A 16,875-nucleotide genomic window follows, 5' to 3' on the forward strand; every position below is an offset into this window, starting at 1 on the left:
TACTCGAGCGCCCGAACGACGTGGTCATGCCCGACAAGGTCGATTGGTTCCGTCATTTCGAGGACATCTGGGACGCGGCGATGACTCGCCCGCCGGCCGACCGCGCGGCATTCCTGCGCGAAGCCTGCCGAGACGACGACGCGAGCCAGCTCGAACTCGAAGTGACGCTGGTCGACGTCTCGCGCGCAGAAGAGTTCCTGGAACAGCCGCTTGCCGCGGTGGTTGCGGACGTCATGGAACCGCCGACAGATACCGTGCTGACCGGACGGCGGTTCAACACCCTGCAGATCGGCAAGCTGATCGGCGCCGGCGGCATGGGGCATGTCTACCGGGCGCGCGATACCGAACTGAACCGTAATGTCGCGGTGAAGGTCCTGTCACCCGAGTTCGCCGACGACGCTGACCGCCTTCTGCGCTTCGCACGCGAAGCGCGTGTGCTCGCGTCGCTGAATCACCCGAACATTGCGCAGATCCACGGCTTACAGAGTTCCGGGGGCGTGACCGCCATCGTCATGGAGCTGGTCGCGGGCGAAACGCTTGCCGACCTCATCGCGCGCGGCCCCATCGCCGTAAACGATGCGCTCCCCATCGCACGGCAGATTGCCGCGGCGCTCGAAGCGGCGCACGAGCAGGGTGTCGTTCACCGCGACCTGAAGCCCGCGAACATCCAGGTCCGAACCGACAGCACGGTCAAGGTGCTCGACTTCGGCCTGGCCAAGACGGTCCATCCGACAAGCGACGAGGCCGACGACCTGGTGAATCCGGCGGCGGTCTCGTCAGTACCGGGTGTGGTGCTTGGGACGGCCGCCTACATATCGCCGGAACAGGCGAGTCAGAAGCCGGTCGACCGCCGCGTGGACATGTGGGCCTTCGGATGCGTCCTGTTCGAGATGCTCACCGCGCGGCCGGCGTTTACCGGGGAAACGCGATCGGCCGTGGTGCGCGAGGTCATCGGCGGCGAACCAGATTGGGCGGCGCTGCCTGCATCCACACCGCCGGCCATCCGCCGATTGCTGCGGCGTTGCCTCGAGAAGGACGCCGGACAGCGGCTGGACTCGGCAGCGGCGGCCCGCCTCGAGATCGACGAGTCTCAAAGAGAGGCGTCGAGTGTCGTGTCGAGCAGGTCGAACACGCGGCAACGCTCGGCATGGGCGACAGCGTCCTGGCTGCTGTTCGGCGCGCTCGCTGCCTTGCTCGTGACGATGACTGTCGTCGAGCGGGCGCGTCCATCGGAGCAGTCCAGGCCGTTGATGGTCATGTCGATGACTGTCGATGGGCCTCGCCTCGTCCATCAGGCAGGCGTGCATTTCTCGCTGGCGCCGAACGGCAGGACCATCGTGTACTCGGGCCCGCATGGTGGGAACCGTGTCCTGTACCGGAAAGACCTCGACCGACTCGATCCAGAACCCATCGTCGGGACCGAAGGTGGAAGTGATGCGTTCTTCTCTGGTGATGGCCGGCGAATCGGCTTCGAGACACGAAGTGAATTGTGGTCGACCTCTCTCGACGGCGGCACACCCCGCCGGCTGCATTCGAACCATCCGACGCGTGGCGGAACCTGGGGAGAAGCGGAAGGGATCGTCACTGGTCGTTTGGGCTCCGGCCTCTGGTTGACTTCCGCCGAAGGCGGCGAGTCTCGCCAGTTGACGATCCCGGCAACCGGCGAGCGTCACGAACTTCCCCAACTGTTGCCCGGCGGTCGCGGCGTGCTCTTCACCATCCTGGACGCGAAGAAGCCGCCTCGCGCAGCCGTCGTCCTGCTCCACACGCGCCAAGTGCGCGATATCTTCGAAGGTGTCGGCGCGCGCTACGTCGACTCGGGTCATGTGGTGTTCGGCCGACACGACAAACTGTGGGCAGTCGGTTTCGATCTCGACTCGCTTCAGACACGGGGAGTCGCGCGCCGCGTCCGTGAGGACGTGCTCTGGTCGCCCACGGGCTATCCGCAGTTCACGGTGGGCGGAGACGCGCTGGCGTACGTGCGGTCGAGCGAGGCGTCCGCGTCGGCCGGCAAGACCGTCCTGATGTGGGTCAATCGACGCGGCGAGGCAGAGACCCTGCCGCTGGCGCCGGAAAACTATCTGCTGGCCGCACTATCGCCGGCAGGCGACCGGTTCGTGGTGCAGGTCGGGCCCAGCCGCGATCTCTGGACGTACAGCTTCAACAGGGGCACTTTCACGCGACTGACCTCGGGTCGAGTCGTGGCATTCTCGGCGCCGACGTGGACCCCGGATGGAAGCCGCATCGTTTTCACGACGTCGTTCGACGGAGACGTCGGGTTCGGCTGGGTGCGGCCAGACGGGAGCGGTTCTATTGAAGCGCTGGTGAAGGGCATCGGGATGCGCTCGTTCGAACGGACCGATCCCGATTTCCTGCCCGACGGAAGCGGCATCATCACGACGGGACTGGCGCCGGGGGCATCGCTCGACGATCTGCTGATCGTTCGGCTGACTGGGAAAGTGCGCCTTGAAACGTTGTTGCAGGCTCCGGGCGTCGAGCGAAACCCGGCGATCTCTCCCGACGGTCGTGCCATCGCATACAACTCGGACGCATCAGGCCGACGCGAAGTGTACGTTCGCCCATTTCCCAACGTTGGCGCTCGGATGTGGCAGATCTCCACCGGAGGCGGCGCAGGTCCTCGCTGGACACGCGGCGGGCGTGAGCTCGTGTACGTCGACGACCAGGGCCGCGTCATGGCAGTGTCGGTCCGAGCCGATGGCGAGGGTCGCTTCGAGTTCTCGAGACCAGAGCCGCTGTTCACCTATACGGCAGCGACGGCGTTTGGCCTCGACCGCGAATTCGATGTGTCCGCCGACGGCGAGCGCTTCCTGTTCCACGGCGTTCCGACTGCATCAGCCAGCGGGTCATCAGTGGAGTTGGTGCTGATTCACAACTGGGTCGACGAACTGAAGCGTCTCGTTCCACGAGAGCCCTGAGCCGACCACGTGTTGCGTGTTGCAGCTCGGACAACTCAATTCAACGGTGTCCCCGTCCGAATTGCCGCGCGGGAATTCTGTACGGTAGCGAGGCCCTGCTGGGCACCAACTGGTACAGATACAGGTAATCCTTCGTTCTCACCAGGATCGCCACCAGTTCATACACGCAGTTCTCGTCAGTGAGCTTCCAACGAAACTCGCGAACGGTGTTGGCTCTCTCGTCGAGCGTCCAGATGGCGGAGGCGACGGCTAGCGAGTTACAGCGAAGCTCCACACCCGCTTCGCGGTTGTCGGCCGCGAATGGCGTGACGACGGCGAAGTTCAGCGAGACAGGTGGCTCGTACAGCCGCTGTTGGACGAACGCGACATCCAGTGGCAGCGCCGTCGTGCGCGCGGATGGCCCGTGCGAGTCCGCCGCCACGCTGATCATGTAGATCTCGGAACTGGCACGTCCGAGATCCTGGGCCCACTCGCCATTGGTCATCACCGGCGAAGGGTGCGCGTCGCTCGACTGATCGGCCCCTGGAAGCGCAGCGGGTGTTGCCAGATGAAACGTCGCACAAACGGCGAGCGGCAGCCGGAGCGTTGCCCACATGGAAACCTCCCTCAACGGTTGCCGTCGAGCGTGCCGTGGATGCTCGCGAGAGTGAGGCTGGTCCCGAGAACGAGCATGGCCCCCACTGAAGTGATGAACCCCAGGTGTCGGCGAGTTCGCAGTCTCATGACGTACCTCCAGTCGTATGGGGGGAACTGGCGATTCAATGGAGGAGCCGCGCCGGCTCCTCGGCTCACGCACGACCACGTGGCTCGAGGCTCGACCCGCGGGGTGATGCGCGTTCACGGGGTTAAGCGCAGAACCGGCGGCGGAACTTCAACGGAAATGTGACAGGCCAAGAGGACGCCTGACAGGCAGACTAACCCTGGACGGCGAGTTCGATGGCCGTGCCGCGCCTGGTCACGGTCGCCTTCGGCAGGAGCGCCAGGCGCAGCAGCGTGCGCGCGTAGATGTTCACCAACACATGACACGCGGGCTGGTCGTCGCGTTGCGTACCCGCCGGTCGATCGTCGAGCGCGTGGGCTGCCTTGGTGTGGACGTTGCGCACGGCGACGCGGGCCTTCGGTGCGAGCAGCAGGCGCGAGTACCGTGCGCCACGCGGCGGTCCGGCCTGCACGGGCACGGGCAACTCACCGAGCACGGGCATCACCATGGCGCCGATGCCGCGTGATCGGTAGGAGATCGTGGTGGCCAGTGTGACGGCGCCCTTGGCGGCCATCGAGGCGATGGTGGCGTAGTCCACGTCGGCCCCCGTGCCGAATCCCATGCCGAACACCACGGTGTCGGCGAAGCTGCCGTCGGGGATCGAACTCATGAGCGCGCCCGACGTGCGGATGCCGTCGGTGAGCATCGCCAGGTAACGGCGTTCATCGGCCGGCAGGTTGCCGAACGGCGCGGCCACGAGCGTGGAGTGGACGTCGGCCAGGGCGTCGGCCAGCGGTGTGCTGCCGCCCGGCGACATGCCTGCAACGGCCCCGTCGAAGGCGGCCTGGCTGTGCGTACCTCCGGCCTTGACCAGGCCGTAGCCCGGCGCCGGCAGGACGTTTACGAAATCGTTGGCGATGCCCATCCGGCGGAACGTCTTGACGCCTGCCACCACGTACGTGACGCCGCTCTCGTGCACCGTCTCGCAGTCCTGCAGGAACGTCGACACGCCACGTGTCGCGGCGGCCCACTTGGTTACGTCCGGATCGCTACTGATCATCGGATCGGGCGTCATGGCGAGCATGCTGCCCGTGCGGTCGAGGCCGAGCCCGACGATGGCGATCGAGTCGTAGGTGTAGCCGAGGGCGCGGAAGTCGAGCGTGTCCGCGTTGATCACCGGCCCGAGCGCGGCGAAGTCGGGCATCGGATGTCCGTGGCAATCGTGGCGTTGGTGCCGTACCCCGCCGCGCCGCCGTGCCAGCGATACATCAGGTCGTTCCGGTGATGGTGTGCCACTCCGCCGGCAAGCGGGTATTCCGTGGCATGGCCGTCCACCTGCCACATCGCCCATAGCCGGTCGATGTTGCAGTGGTGCAGGTGGAAGATCGGGTCGAAGGGCGACGCGGTCGGATTGTTCATGTGGCCGCCGATCCAGCCGTGCAGCCCGTTGCGCAGTTGCTGTGCAGGGAAGCTGGTGAGGCCGTTGCCGCTCTCGAGCGCCTGCTACGTCGAGTACGAGGCCATGTCGAGCAGTTCACGCAGGTCCGTGGCCGAGGGCAGAGAGCCGACGCCAGACGAGTTGCGACGGAGGGCGCCGTCGAACGTGCCGAATCCCATTGAAGTCCGGCAGCCGCCAGCCGGTGGGGCCCGCAGGCCACCACGCGGGCGCGGGTGTCGGATTGGTGCCCGTCGTGGGCGCGTCCGCGCCGAAGTAGCCACTGCGCACCTCGTCGCCGACCGACCCATCCGGGCCGAGGAAGTCGTCGGTGAGAATCGATACAGGGTCGGTCCAGTCCCAGTACGGCATCATCACGCCTGGCACCTTCGTCTGCAGGTCCAGCTCGAGCCGGTACAGGAAGTAGCGATGCCAGCTGAGGAAGCTGTAGCGACCGAGTCCGCCGTGCCCGAAGTTCACCGACGCCGCGCCGGGCGCAAACGCGCTCTGGATCATGCGGTGTATGGCGCCAGTTGGTCCCAGCGACTGTACTGCTGGGCCGCAGGCGCAGCCGGATTGACGATGTCGGCCTTCTTCAACACGCAGGCGCGGGCGAAGTCCTCGCGCTCGGCGGACGACAGGAACTTGGCGTTCTTGCGGATGCCCATCACGTTCTCCCTTGCAGTAGCGGCCAGGCTGTCGCAGCAGGGAGGGAGCTGGCAGTCCAAAGATGCTTTCAGGTCTGTTCCAGGCGGACCGCCGTGGTCATGGCGGATCGAGTCGGCACGGCCCCGTTGAATAAAACGTCGACGTTGCGCGGTGCGGACATCGCCACGAGGCCGCCAGGCATCAGCCCGCGTTCGGCATCGGCCGGGTTGATCGTTCCAAAGAAGGATCGCGTATGTGCGGACCGTCGCGCCGTATCGGAGTTGCAGCTGAACTGGGCCCTTTCGCCAGGCGATGTCCTGGGCCACTACCGTGTCATCGCGCCACTCGGAGCGGGCGGGATGGGGCAGGTCTTCCTCGCCGAGGACACCCGGCTCGGGCGCAAGCTCGCCCTGAAGGTGCTCGCCCCGCAGAGCCTGGCCACCGGGGAACTCATCGAACGATTCGATCGCGAGGCGCGCAGCGTCTCTGCCCTCAATCACCCCAACATCATCACGATGTACGACACGGGGCAGATCGGCGGCACGCGCTACATCGCCACGGAGTTCATCGAGGGGAAGACGCTGCGTGTGCTTCTTGGCCACGGCCGGATGGACGTCCGTCAGTCCCTCGAGATCGCCGCGCAGGTGGCGCAGGCCCTTATTGCCGCCCATGCCGCCGGTGTCGTGCACCGGGACTTGAAGCCCGAGAACGTCATGCTGCGCCACGACGGCTACGTGAAGGTGCTCGACTTCGGCCTTGCCAAGTCGCGTGGCATCGTCACCGGCTCGAGCAACGCAGGTGCCGGGCGCGTCTACGAAACCGCGGCAGGCATCGTGATGGGCACGGTGCGGTACATGGCGCCCGAACAGGCGCGAGGCCAGGAAAGCGACGCGCGTACGGACCTCTTCGCACTCGGCGTGGTCCTCTACGAGATGCTCGCGGGCGCGACACCATTCGCGGGCGCCACCGCGGCCGACACCATCGGCGCGCTCCTGCGCCAGGAGCCACAGCCGATTGCCGACGTTCCCGATGACGTGAATCGCATCACCTTGACGGCGCTGCGCAAGGACCGATCGGAGCGCTATCAGTCGGGAGCGTTGCTGCTCGACTCCCTGCGATCGGCCCAGCGTGCACTCGAGTCTCGCCTCGGCGACGCCACCCTCGTCATGCCGTGGACGCCTCCGACGGCGGTATCGGACAGCCCGAGCGTGGGCGCGTCCACGCCAGCGACCCGGCCGACCGAGAGGACGATCACGCCCAGGCGACGGTACGTCCGCAGGACCCCCCGCTCGCTGGCGGTGTTGCCGATCGCGGCCGATCGTGCGCATGCCGACGAGCAGTACATCGCCGAGGGACTGACCGAAAGCCTGATCAACAACCTGTCACAGATGCCGCGCCTGCGAGTCATGGCGCGCAGCACGGTCGTCCGCTGTTGTAGCCCCGACGTCACCGATCCGCGGGCCATCGGGCGCGAGCTCGGGGTGCAGGCCGTGCTCACCGGCCGGTTGACGCAGCGTGGCGAGACATTCGCGGTGAGTGTCGCGCTGATCGACGTCGAGGATGGATCGCAGCTGTGGGGCACCAGCCTCCACCGGCCATCGCGCGACCTGTTCACGCTGCAGGCCGATATCTCGCACGAGCTGACCACCGCGCTCAGCGTCCGACTGACCCGCGAGCAGAAGCAGCGATTGGCGAGGCGCCACACGGCGAACGCGTCGGCTTACCGCCTGTACCTGCGCGCACGCTATCTGTGCAACCAGCGGACGCGACCCGCGCTGGAGGAGGCGCAGATGCTCCTCGAGCAGGCGGTCACCGAGGATGCGGACTTTGCGCTGGCCTACGCCGCGCTCGCCGACTGCTGTTCATTGCTGGCGGTAAGCCTGCGGCCCTCGTCGAGCGGTCCGACGATCCGGAAGGCACGGGACGCCGCCTTCAAGGCATTGACGCTCGACGATGGTCTTGCGGAGGGCCACGCGTCGCTGGCGTTCATCGCGTTCCGGTTCGACTGGGACTGGCCGCGCGCCGAGGCCGAGTTCGTCCGCGCCCTTGCGCTCAACCCAGGGCACGCGCCGTCGCGGCAGTGGCACGCGATGTTCCTGGCGGCCCGTTCGCGCCTCGACGCGGCGCTTGCCGAGATGCGGGCGGCGCTCGAACTCGATCCGTTGTCGCTCAACGTCCAGACTGGTGTCGGACGGATCCTGCATTTCGCGCGACGTTTCGAGGACGCCGTCACGCAGTACGAGCACGTGCTGCGGACCAACCCATCCTTCGGACAGGCGTATCTCGATCTGGCGCTGACTCGCGTGGCGACCGGTGAATTCGCGGCCGCCCGCGAATGCCTCGACCACGCGGAACGGTTGATGGGGCGGGTCTCGACGATCATGGTCGTCCGGGGCGTCTGCGCCGCCCGTGCGGGCCGTCCCGATGAAGCGCGATCCATCCTCGCCGAGCTCCAGTCGTGGTCTGGACAGGGTGATACGGGCATTGGCGATCTGGCATGCCTCGCGGCGGAGCTTGGCGACTGGGATCTGGCCCTCCCATGGCTGCGGGAGGCCTGTGCCATGCGCGCGGCGTTCATCGCCTACGTCGACGTCGAGCCGGTGATGTCACCCCTGATCGAGAACCCCGAGTCGCGGGCGCTGCTCCAGCCATACGGATTCGCAAGCGATCGCTGACAGGATCACCGAGGCGACGTGATCCGGGGGTGCCCGACACCACGCAACACACGCCTGCATTGGCGTCTCCACTGGTTCGCGGGCTCTGGACACGCGAGCAGGCTGTGAGGTCAGCGGCCGTCCGAGCGCGCGGTGCAGCATGACCCGGTGCGCGACAAACGCGGACGACATCACGATCCTGCCTCGCTGCGTCACCGCAACTCGTCGACTGGTTGGGCGTGACCGGCCTGACGGGCCGGCCGATACGCGGCGCGGCGGCAGCGGTGAGAAACCGTTGGTAGGGACCGCTCTCCGAGCGGTCCATCACAGTGCGGTGATGATCCCGAGGGCGAGCCAACGCGGCGTTCATCGCGCTGACCGGCGGTCGACGACGTACACGATCAGGTGCGCGACGCCGATGCCGATGAGCACCAGGCCAAACCACTGGGCGCCATCCGGGATCGGGCTCGTCTGGTTGTCAAAACCTGAAATGACGGCGTTCACGGCCAGGATCCCTGCCGCACCTACGGCGACCCACGTGAGACCGGACAGCAGCAACAGGCGCTGGACCGGCCACCTGTCGCCGTCAACCTTGTCGTCGGACGGCGGCACGGGCACCCCCTTCTCGAGTGCGGCCAGCCGCTCCCGGTGCGCCATCAGGCGACGCGCGTGCACCAACCAGAGGCGAAATGCGACAAAGGCGATGACGGCGATTGTGACGATGGCGACTTCCATGCGATGACGCTCCTTGCGGGTTTATACCCGCGGAGTACCTGCAAGGTTGCGGCGCCGCCCGCTGCTGAAATGCAACCACCAGACAGAGTTGCGCGTATCAATGCCCGACGTGGAAGACGAGGTCCAGGGCCTGCTCCGTGCCAGACGGTACGACGAGGCGTTCGAACGGCTGCTGGACCGGCACGAGGCGCAGGTCTTCCGCATGGCCGTCATGATGCTTCGCGATCACGGGCGCGCCGAGGAACTCACCCAGGACATATTCCTGCAGTTCTGGCGTGTCTTGCCCCGGTATGACGGGCGAGCGGCACCGTCGACATGGCTGTACACGATGGCCCGCAACGCGTGCCTGTCGGCGCTGCGGGCGGCGGTCCATCGCCGCACCAGCCCGCTGGAGGACGTGCCAGAGCCAGCGGCCGCCAGGCCCGCACCTGTCGACGCGCTGGACATCCGCCAACTCGTGTCACGGTTGCCGGACGTGCAGCGGGAGATCGTGACGCTGTTCTACCTGCAGGATCGAAGTCTCAAGGAAGTCGCTCTTGGGCTCGACCTGCCAGAGGGCACCATCAAGAGTCACCTGCACCGATCACGACAGGCATTGGCGAGAATGATGCTGGAACGAGGGGGCGAGTGATGACCTGTGATGAGGCGCAGGAGGCGGTGTTGGACGCGATCGACGAAGGGCGGGTCCCTGAAGGAGCCCTGGCCCTGCATCTCGAAGGCTGCCGCCGGTGTGCGGAGCTGTTCGAGTCGCATCGGATGCTCGATCGACGGCTTGCAGAGGCCTTCCCGCTGCCCACGTTGAGTCCTTCGTTCCGGCCGGCGTTGCGTCGCCGGATCCAGCGCGAGCAGGCGCCCACATGGTGGCCTGCGTTGCCGGAGGCGGTGCACCTCATCGCCTGCAGCCTCGCGACCGTCGTTGTCGGGCTCATCCTGCCCGTGCCGCCGGCGACAACGATGACGCTGGGGGTCCTGGGAACAGGACTCAGCTACGTCCTGCTCGTGGTGGTCGAGGAGGCGGTCACTGGATAGCGCCCTGAGCTTTCAGTGCCGGGTAGGGGAGCGGCTGCCCGTCGCCTCAGCCTTGGTGGCTGGCGGCGCTTTGTCGAGCTGCTGTTTCAGCCCGCCCGCAGGCATGGTCAAGCGCCGCCAGGCGCATCGTGCGACGTTTGGCAGCGGCACGTCAGCCAGTACCAGCTGGCGGGCCACGCAGCAAATTGCTTTGGGAAGACGCTCGCGGTGAGCGAAGGTTGGCGGACCAGCCGAACCGCTGCCCGACAAACGCCAGCGATGTGGCGATCCTGCCTCGCTGCGTCAACGCCACTCGTGTGTGCAATGCGATACAGACGTGACGCCCCTGGCGCAGCGAGAATGCACACATGGCGACCATACCTGATGTCCCTGCATTGGCGAGTACCAAGGGCGACGAGCGATGGCAACAGTGGGTGGCGAGGGGCGTCGCGCACGACGCTGACGTTCGCCATCGTACGAAGGTGATCGCAATGCTGATTGTCTCGACTGGCGCACTCGTGCTCGCACTGTTGCTCGGCCTCAATTGACCTCGGCGCGGCTGCCGGTGCTGCGCGTCCGACCCATCTCCCGCAAGGCACGAGGGACCCACAGTGATTGCAGTTGACCAGTCTCCCGCCTCCTCGTCCAATGCGGAGGCTGACCCGCGGGACGAGCACCTCTGGTCCCTGACGAGGGGGCGTAGCACCGCGACGTGCTGGCAGCGTCCTGGCCCCGCCGGGCTCGAGTTGCGCGTGGACGTCGATGGCCACGTGTGCCACCGCCGCACCGTCACGACTCGACTGAACGTCTTGTCCGATAGCGTCCGCTGGCGGACGCTGATGGTGGGACGGGGGTGGGCGCGCGCGTGATGGGGCTCGTGCGCCGAGGCCGGGCGGTCATCCGGCGCCGATCGCAGGGAGCCGGCCTTCAGGGGGATGAGTCGCGCCCTCGCGGTTCTTCTCTCTCTCTCCTCAGTCGTGAAGGACGATGCTCAGGAGCGAGCTGTTCACCTTGAGCACGCCGTTGTATTCGATCAACCCGAGCTTGCGGAACTTGTTCATGAAGAAGTTCACACGGGAGCGGGTCGTCCCCACCATCTCCGCGAGCGTCTCCTGTGACAACTTGGGGAGTACGCGCGGCGTCGTATCCTCCTTGCCGTATCGAGCCAGGAGCAGCAATGTACGGGCGAGCCGCTTCTCGCTGGAATTGAAGAGCTGATCGACCAGATCCTCTTCGATTCGGATGTTGCGCGTCAGCATGTGCGACAGGAACCGGTCGGAGAATGACGGATGTTCGTGCAGCATCCGGACCATGTCGCGCTTCGGGATGCGCAGCAGCGCCGTCCGCATGACGGCCGTCGCCATGCCCATGCGCAACGGCTGCCCGGCAAGGCAGCCCTCGCCCAGGAAATCGCCGGGCCCGAGCATGGCCACGACGGCCTCCTTGCCGGACGAGGAGAGGACCGAGAGCTTGATCCCGCCCGCCTGGACGAAGAACACGCTGTTTGCCTGTGCGCCCTGGGCGAAGACGACGGCGCCCGTCGCAAATCGCACGTTGCGCGGAGAGATTCTCGCCGACTCGAGGAACGACTCGACGTCGAAGGTCGGGAGGGCCGGGAGTGGCTTGGGCGGCATGCCGTCCGATCATCCCACGACTGACCCGCTTACCCACTCGAGCCCCTATTGTGGGAGCCTCGCGGCGGGCGCAGATGTGTACAACTGCACAGACGATCAGCCTCAGAAATGGGACGATCGGACCACGAATCCGCGTCAGCGCACGCAGACAGCAGTGGCCTCACGATGCGGGCACGACGAGGCCCGCGTCGTACACCTTGCTGTAGGCCGACCACTGCGCCAGCGAACGTTCGCCGCATCGCAGGGCCAGCGCGGGCAGCGCGCGCTGCCACCTCGAACCTGCGACGTAACGCTGCAGCTCCTCCAGCGCGCAGGCTCCATAGCGGTAGCAGGTGCGCAGATGTGCCCACGCAGTCACCGCGCCCATGCTGGCGATCGTCGACTCCAGGCGTTCGATCCGGCCGTCCCATCGGGCGAGATCCAACCGGTCCGTCATCGGCTGCAGTTCCTTGAGCACGAACGGTCTCCCGCCGATCGTCACCGCATGCAGCAGCGCCGGTGAGATGGCCTGGGCGACACGCTGCGTGGTGACCACGCGATGCGCCTCGGTGGCCCATCGGAACGAGTGCCGGTCGCGCAACGCCGGGAGCGTCGATGGCACGGCACGCTTCAGGTCGAGCAGGTAATTGCTACGCGGCGCGCCCTTGCCTTCCACCAGCAGTACATAACGTTCGAGCCCGAGGCTCCCTTTGCCGGCCACCCGCCGCGCCGCATCGAGCAAGCGATAGAAGCGCTGTTCGCCTTGCGCGGCGCCGAAGCCTTCGATGAAGGCCTGGAGTTCTGCACGCTGCGGCTTCTCGATCGGCAGCGCGCGCTCGTTCAGGCGTAGCCGCCGGCCCCTGTCTGTGCGGACCGTGCGCGCTTTCAGCAACTGGAGTCGCGTGCGTCCGATCACGCTCCCCAGCAGATCGCGCACCATGCCTTCTGCCGTCGACCGTTCGAGCCAGCGGGCCTTGCCGTCCAGGATCCAGTTCCGGTAGCAGTCGATGAACAGCTCGCCGAGCCCCTCCGCCTGCCGCGTGGACAGCCGAAGATGGGCAGCGACATGAATGCTGCCGATGAACCGCAGCAGGTCGAGCGTGAACGGTGCCAGGGTCGCCTCGTCGAAGTCACTCAGGTCGAAATACGCGAGGCGGTTGTCGCCCTTGTAGACACCGAAGTTCTCCAGGTGCAGGTCGCCGCACACCAGCACCGCCGGGGCGGTCGCGAGCACGGCGTGACGGGGCAGGTTTTGGTAGAAGAGGTGGCAGGTGCCGCGGTAGAACGCGTAGGGATCAGCGCGCAGCAGCTCGAACTTGCGCCCCAGCATCTGGGGATCGCGTCCGCGGTTGTAGTCGAGAATGGACTGCGCACTGTTACGGGCCATCATGGGTCGCGAGGAGAGACTATGGCGCTACCGGCTCGCCATGTGCAACGCCATCCGCCTGATCAGATCGTCGAAGTAGTCCGGAACCGTCGGACCGAAAAACGACATCGTGCGCGGCTCGTATCCGTCCATGTGGTAGTAGCGGGGCAACACGACGTAGCCGACATAGTCGCCGTTGAAGCTCGTGATCACCGCCTGGCGGCCTGTTCGCGCTCGCAGGAAATCCTTGATCCCGAGGGCGAGCTCGCCGCTGAAGTCGCAGGGCGTGGATACCCACACCGCGTCCTGGAGCCGGAACGCCTGAAGGTACGTGCGGGTTTTGGCCGGCACCAGGTGCGCAGCCAGCCACGGCCGGAGCCGGATCCCGTCGCTCACACGCACGTTCAACTCGGGCAGTGAGACCGCCAGCCCGAAGGTCCCGAAGGCGACCTGCCTGGAGAGCGGCACGTTCGGCAACTGATCGAGCAACTGGCGCGCCAGGCCGTCGCCCATCAACTGCGCCCCCTCGAACCCTCGCGTGGGAGTCACCGGCCCGTGACTCCCGACGCCACCGGCCAGGAACACCGCGATGCCGCCAGTCGCAGACTCGACCGCTCGCTGCCAGACACCCGGATAGTCGGCACTGAACTGCATCACGGCGGCAGGGAGGACCGTGGCGTGCGCCGCGTAGCTGCCCAGCACGCCGATTCGGCCGCCTGCCTGCTTCAGGACGACGAAGCTGAACTCGGGGTCGACGGTCCCTCGTTCCTGAACGAGCCGGTTCCGTACGAACTCGCGCGCGTCGAATCGCCCCTGGCCGAACTCGGCGGGGGTGAGGTCACCGAGAGACTCCGCGATGGCGGCGACGATGCGATCGGCGAACCAGACGCGCACGCCGGGTTGGAAGCCGCCCGCGAACGACTCGGCGACGCGACCTTCGCCCCAGCCCCCGAGGCTGCTATGGCTGTGCGTGGCGCTGAGGTACACCTGTTGGCGCGACAGGTGCAGCTCGGACTCGACGCGGTGCATCACCGCCTCGGTCACTTCGGGTGGGATGATCAGCGCGTCTGCGCCAACCATCACGCCGAGTTGATCGGCGACGCGGAAGGCGACCGCCTTGACCTCGAGGTCGTCGTGGGTACCGGTGGCGGGCTTGCCGTCCCGGCTGCCGAACCCCGCGAGCGGCATCGAGCGAAACTGCCCCCTGGAGGGATCGTCGTGCGGCGCGTCGATCGTTGGGGTCAGACGAGCCCGGCCGAAGCCGGCCTCCAGGTCACCGTGGACGATCGCGCCGGCCCGGATCGACTCGCGGAGGCGCGCCGCGGTCTCGGTCGCGTAGGCCGACGCCATGTATGGTCGATGATCGACGCCGTCGAGCGTAATGCCCGCCCCAAGGGGCACCAACAGCGTCGTCCCCAGCGAAAGTCGGAGCAGGAGTCGCCGAGGTTTCGTCATCCCCTCAATTCTCATCAGGCGCATCTCGCTTCGAGGAGCTCCGACGCCGTCGTCGTCCGCGAGTTGCATGGCATGATCGGCCATGCCAGAGACCGCACAACAGTACATCCAGCGGATACTGAGCCACGCCGAGGGCCTCGATGGCTTGACGCTCCTGGCTGAGACGCCCTCACGACTCGAGTCGTTGCTGCGCGCCACGTCGGCAGACAGGTGGCGCACGCGCCCGGCTCCGGAGCGCTGGTCGGCCGGCGAGGTGCTGGCGCATCTGGCAGACTCCGAGATCGTCACGGGCTGGCGCGTGCGCTCCATTCTCGCAACCGATGGCGTCCCGCTTCAGCCGTTCGATCAGGACGTCTGGGCCGAGGCATTCAGGTACGGCGAGATCGATCCCGCCGAATCGCTCGCGACCTTCTCCGCTGCGCGAGCGAGCCTGCTCTCGCTCCTGCGACGCGTCGACCCGTCACGGCGTCAGCATCACGGCCTGCACGCCGAGCGGGGCAAGGAATTCATCGAGCACCTGATCCAGTTGTATGCCGGCCACGACCTGAATCACCTGAAGCAGATCGAAGCGCTGGTCGCCTCGTAGAGCCATGGACGATCTCCATCGACCGCCCACCGAGCGAGAGCTGGGCCTGCTGCAGTTCTCCACGGTTCTCTACTACCTGCATGAGACCAACCCGGACAATGGACTGGTCCGGGACAAGACGGACCCGACGGCTCCCGTCAGTATCGCCGCCGTCGGCATGGCGCTGGCGACGATCCCGGTCGTGGTCGAGCGTGGAGTGCTCTCGCGAAACTTCGCCGCAAAGATCACCCTGAAACGCCTGCGGTATCTTCTCGCCTGTCGGCAGGGTCCCGAGCCAGACGCCACCGGTTACAAAGGCTTCTTCTACCATTTCCTCGACATCGAGACCGGTCGTCGCGTGTGGAACTGCGAGCTGTCCACAATCGACTCGGCGTTCCTGTTTGCCGGCGCCCTGACGGTCGGCACCTTCTTCGACCGTGACACTCGCGACGAGATCGAGATCAGGGACCTTGCCGACAGCCTGTACCGTCGGGCCGACTGGAACTGGGCGCGGGATGGCGGGCCAACGCTCACGCATGGCTGGCGGCCGGAGACCGGCTTCATCCAGCACCGCTATCAAGGCTATGACGAAGGCCTGCTGCTGTACGTCCTCGGACTCGGCTCGCCCACGCACCCTTTACCGGCCGAGAGCTATCACGCCTATTGTTCGACGTATCGATGGCAGCACATCTACGGTCGTGACCTGCTGCACTCGGGCCCGCTCTTCACCCATCAGCTCTCGCACCTGTGGATCGACTTTCGCGGTATTCGTGACGCGTTCATGCGAGCGCACGACAGCGACTACTTCGAGAACAGCCGGCAGGCGACATTCGTGCAGCAGGAGTACGCGATCCGCAATCCCGGGAACTTCGTCGGCTACGGCGAGCACTGCTGGGGCTTCACTGCATGCGACGGCCCGGGCTGGGAGACGCGTGTCGTCGGTGGAGTCCAACGCGAGTTCTTCGACTACCTCGCCAGAGGCGCGCCATTCGGTCCCGACGACGGCACTGTTGCCCCGTGGGTCGTCCTCGCCTCGCTTCCATTCGCGCCAGAGATCGTCATTCCCACCGTGCGAAACTTCGCCCAAATGGACATGGGAATGATTGGCAAGTATGGGTTCAAGCCGTCCTTCAACCAGTCGTTTGCCGTACCGGAGAGCCCGACCGGATGGTGGGTCACGCCCTACCATTTCGGCGTCGATCAAGGGCCGGTCGTGCTGATGATCGAGAACTATCGGACAGGGCTGCTCTGGAAGATCATGAGCCGCTGCCCGGCGGTGGTCATGGGACTTCGGCGCGCGGGATTCACCGGGGGCTGGTTGTAGCGGGCCGTGCCGGCCATCCCATGTATCTCGCCTCGACCTGTTGACACGCCACAGGGGCACGCTAGACTCGTGTGGAGGAGCCACAGGAACGTGTCCAAGCTCGAACTTCTTCAGGGAACGCTGGACCTCATGGTGCTGCAGACACTGCACACGCTGGGGCCGTTGCACGGCTATGGCATTGCCCGTCGGATCGAGCAGGCGAGCGGCAACGAGGTATTGCTCAATCAGGGCACGATCTACGCCTCCCTGGTGCGGTTGCAGCACCGCGGCTGGATCACGGCCGCGTGGGGCACCTCGGACAACAACCGCCGCGCGAAGTACTACGCGCTGGCGGCCCGTGGACGCGCCGCGCTGTCGAAAGAGACCGCGCACTGGCATCGCGTCACCGGCATGGTGGGCCGGGTCCTCGGCGCCACTGGCGGGGCCGTGAAGTGAG

General features: G+C 66.4%; 17 protein-coding genes. 8 read left to right on the forward strand and 9 right to left on the reverse strand.

Translation table 11 applies throughout. From position 1 onward, the window contains the following. Positions 1-26 precede the first annotated feature (26 nt). Entirely contained in the window at positions 27-2,936 is a 2,910-nt protein-coding gene (locus LuPra_RS04705) for a protein kinase domain-containing protein (protein WP_157898739.1), read from the forward strand. Between the two features lie 40 nt (positions 2,937-2,976). On the opposite strand, the gene LuPra_RS04710 is transcribed toward LuPra_RS04705, so the two are convergent. From LuPra_RS04710 to LuPra_RS31595, 5 genes are all read right to left on the reverse strand, one after another. Further along, complete coding sequence (locus LuPra_RS04710) at positions 2,977-3,531, reverse strand: hypothetical protein (RefSeq protein WP_110169682.1); 555 nt, start codon at positions 3,529-3,531, stop codon at positions 2,977-2,979. Positions 3,532-3,850: 319 nt separating this feature from the next. After that, the gene (locus tag LuPra_RS04715; RefSeq protein WP_110169683.1) at positions 3,851-4,840 is read right to left on the reverse strand and encodes a vWA domain-containing protein; all 990 of its coding nucleotides are present in this window, start codon (positions 4,838-4,840) and stop codon (positions 3,851-3,853) included. Then, positions 4,810-5,091, reverse strand: a complete 282-nt coding sequence (locus LuPra_RS04720) for a tyrosinase family protein (RefSeq protein ID WP_257724517.1) — start codon at positions 5,089-5,091, stop codon at positions 4,810-4,812. Before LuPra_RS04720 ends, LuPra_RS04715 begins: the two co-directional genes overlap by 31 nt. Positions 5,092-5,170: 79 nt before the next feature. Further along, positions 5,171-5,587, reverse strand: coding sequence for a tyrosinase family protein (locus LuPra_RS04725; RefSeq protein WP_110169685.1), 417 nt, complete (start codon positions 5,585-5,587; stop codon positions 5,171-5,173). After that, positions 5,584-5,739, reverse strand: a complete 156-nt coding sequence (locus LuPra_RS31595; protein WP_157898740.1) for a hypothetical protein — start codon at positions 5,737-5,739, stop codon at positions 5,584-5,586. Before LuPra_RS31595 ends, LuPra_RS04725 begins: the two co-directional genes overlap by 4 nt. A gap of 144 nt (positions 5,740-5,883) precedes the next feature. Here LuPra_RS31595 and LuPra_RS04730 point away from each other — a divergent pair, with 144 nt between their 5' ends. Beyond that, positions 5,884-8,394 carry a protein kinase domain-containing protein gene (locus LuPra_RS04730; protein ID WP_157898741.1) on the forward strand — a complete coding sequence of 837 codons (2,511 nt, stop codon included), beginning with the start codon at positions 5,884-5,886 and terminating at the stop codon, positions 8,392-8,394. Positions 8,395-8,739: 345 nt separating this feature from the next. On the opposite strand, the gene LuPra_RS04735 is transcribed toward LuPra_RS04730, so the two are convergent. Continuing rightward, positions 8,740-9,108, reverse strand: coding sequence for a hypothetical protein (locus LuPra_RS04735; RefSeq protein WP_110169687.1), 369 nt, complete (start codon positions 9,106-9,108; stop codon positions 8,740-8,742). 100 nt (positions 9,109-9,208) lie between these two features. Here LuPra_RS04735 and LuPra_RS04740 point away from each other — a divergent pair, with 100 nt between their 5' ends. The 3 genes from LuPra_RS04740 to LuPra_RS31600 all read left to right on the forward strand — a co-directional run bounded on the left by LuPra_RS04740 (position 9,209) and on the right by LuPra_RS31600 (position 10,664). Further along, on the forward strand, positions 9,209-9,739 hold the full coding sequence (locus tag LuPra_RS04740; RefSeq protein WP_110169688.1) for an RNA polymerase sigma factor: 531 nt from the start codon (positions 9,209-9,211) through the stop codon (positions 9,737-9,739). Next, positions 9,739-10,137, forward strand: coding sequence for an anti-sigma factor family protein (locus LuPra_RS04745; RefSeq protein ID WP_110169689.1), 399 nt, complete (start codon positions 9,739-9,741; stop codon positions 10,135-10,137). Before LuPra_RS04740 ends, LuPra_RS04745 begins: the two co-directional genes overlap by 1 nt. Before the next feature lie 347 nt (positions 10,138-10,484). Then, entirely contained in the window at positions 10,485-10,664 is a 180-nt protein-coding gene (locus tag LuPra_RS31600; protein ID WP_157898742.1) for a hypothetical protein, read from the forward strand. Between the two features lie 423 nt (positions 10,665-11,087). Here LuPra_RS31600 and LuPra_RS04755 read toward each other — a convergent pair whose 3' ends face one another. The 3 genes from LuPra_RS04755 to LuPra_RS04765 form a co-directional block, all read right to left on the reverse strand. After that, complete coding sequence (locus LuPra_RS04755) at positions 11,088-11,750, reverse strand: Crp/Fnr family transcriptional regulator (RefSeq protein ID WP_110169691.1); 663 nt, start codon at positions 11,748-11,750, stop codon at positions 11,088-11,090. Positions 11,751-11,910: 160 nt separating this feature from the next. Next, the gene (locus tag LuPra_RS04760; protein WP_234800726.1) at positions 11,911-13,116 is read right to left on the reverse strand and encodes a DUF2252 domain-containing protein; all 1,206 of its coding nucleotides are present in this window, start codon (positions 13,114-13,116) and stop codon (positions 11,911-11,913) included. A gap of 27 nt (positions 13,117-13,143) precedes the next feature. Further along, positions 13,144-14,550, reverse strand: a complete 1,407-nt coding sequence (locus tag LuPra_RS04765; RefSeq protein ID WP_162271297.1) for a neutral/alkaline non-lysosomal ceramidase N-terminal domain-containing protein — start codon at positions 14,548-14,550, stop codon at positions 13,144-13,146. An 82-nt stretch (positions 14,551-14,632) separates the two neighbouring features. Here LuPra_RS04765 and LuPra_RS04770 point away from each other — a divergent pair, with 82 nt between their 5' ends. From LuPra_RS04770 to LuPra_RS04780, 3 genes are all read left to right on the forward strand, one after another. Further along, complete coding sequence (locus LuPra_RS04770) at positions 14,633-15,136, forward strand: DinB family protein (protein ID WP_110174526.1); 504 nt, start codon at positions 14,633-14,635, stop codon at positions 15,134-15,136. A 4-nt stretch (positions 15,137-15,140) separates the two neighbouring features. Beyond that, the gene (locus tag LuPra_RS04775; protein WP_110169694.1) at positions 15,141-16,439 is read left to right on the forward strand and encodes a glucoamylase family protein; all 1,299 of its coding nucleotides are present in this window, start codon (positions 15,141-15,143) and stop codon (positions 16,437-16,439) included. A gap of 90 nt (positions 16,440-16,529) precedes the next feature. After that, the gene (locus LuPra_RS04780) at positions 16,530-16,874 is read left to right on the forward strand and encodes a PadR family transcriptional regulator (RefSeq protein ID WP_237050812.1); all 345 of its coding nucleotides are present in this window, start codon (positions 16,530-16,532) and stop codon (positions 16,872-16,874) included. Position 16,875 lies beyond the last annotated feature (1 nt).

It is taken from the genome of Luteitalea pratensis, from assembly GCF_001618865.1.
Lineage (GTDB): Bacteria > Acidobacteriota > Vicinamibacteria > Vicinamibacterales > Vicinamibacteraceae > Luteitalea > Luteitalea pratensis.

Bases quoted from the DNA above. Each gene is read 5' to 3' on its own strand.
- LuPra_RS04705 (WP_157898739.1), top strand. From the start codon at position 27: ATGCCCGACAAGGTCGATTGGTTCCGTCATTTCGAGGACATCTGGGAC.
- LuPra_RS04710 (WP_110169682.1), bottom strand. From the start codon at position 3,531: ATGTGGGCAACGCTCCGGCTGCCGCTCGCCGTTTGTGCGACGTTTCAT.
- LuPra_RS04715 (WP_110169683.1), bottom strand. From the start codon at position 4,840: ATGCCCGACTTCGCCGCGCTCGGGCCGGTGATCAACGCGGACACGCTC.
- LuPra_RS04725 (WP_110169685.1), bottom strand. From the start codon at position 5,587: ATGATCCAGAGCGCGTTTGCGCCCGGCGCGGCGTCGGTGAACTTCGGG.
- LuPra_RS31595 (WP_157898740.1), bottom strand. From the start codon at position 5,739: ATGGGCATCCGCAAGAACGCCAAGTTCCTGTCGTCCGCCGAGCGCGAG.
- LuPra_RS04735 (WP_110169687.1), bottom strand. From the start codon at position 9,108: ATGGAAGTCGCCATCGTCACAATCGCCGTCATCGCCTTTGTCGCATTT.
- LuPra_RS04740 (WP_110169688.1), top strand. From the start codon at position 9,209: ATGCCCGACGTGGAAGACGAGGTCCAGGGCCTGCTCCGTGCCAGACGG.
- LuPra_RS04745 (WP_110169689.1), top strand. From the start codon at position 9,739: ATGACCTGTGATGAGGCGCAGGAGGCGGTGTTGGACGCGATCGACGAA.
- LuPra_RS31600 (WP_157898742.1), top strand. From the start codon at position 10,485: ATGGCGACCATACCTGATGTCCCTGCATTGGCGAGTACCAAGGGCGAC.
- LuPra_RS04755 (WP_110169691.1), bottom strand. From the start codon at position 11,750: ATGCCGCCCAAGCCACTCCCGGCCCTCCCGACCTTCGACGTCGAGTCG.
- LuPra_RS04760 (WP_234800726.1), bottom strand. From the start codon at position 13,116: ATGGCCCGTAACAGTGCGCAGTCCATTCTCGACTACAACCGCGGACGC.
- LuPra_RS04765 (WP_162271297.1), bottom strand. From the start codon at position 14,550: ATGACGAAACCTCGGCGACTCCTGCTCCGACTTTCGCTGGGGACGACG.
- LuPra_RS04770 (WP_110174526.1), top strand. From the start codon at position 14,633: ATGCCAGAGACCGCACAACAGTACATCCAGCGGATACTGAGCCACGCC.
- LuPra_RS04775 (WP_110169694.1), top strand. From the start codon at position 15,141: ATGGACGATCTCCATCGACCGCCCACCGAGCGAGAGCTGGGCCTGCTG.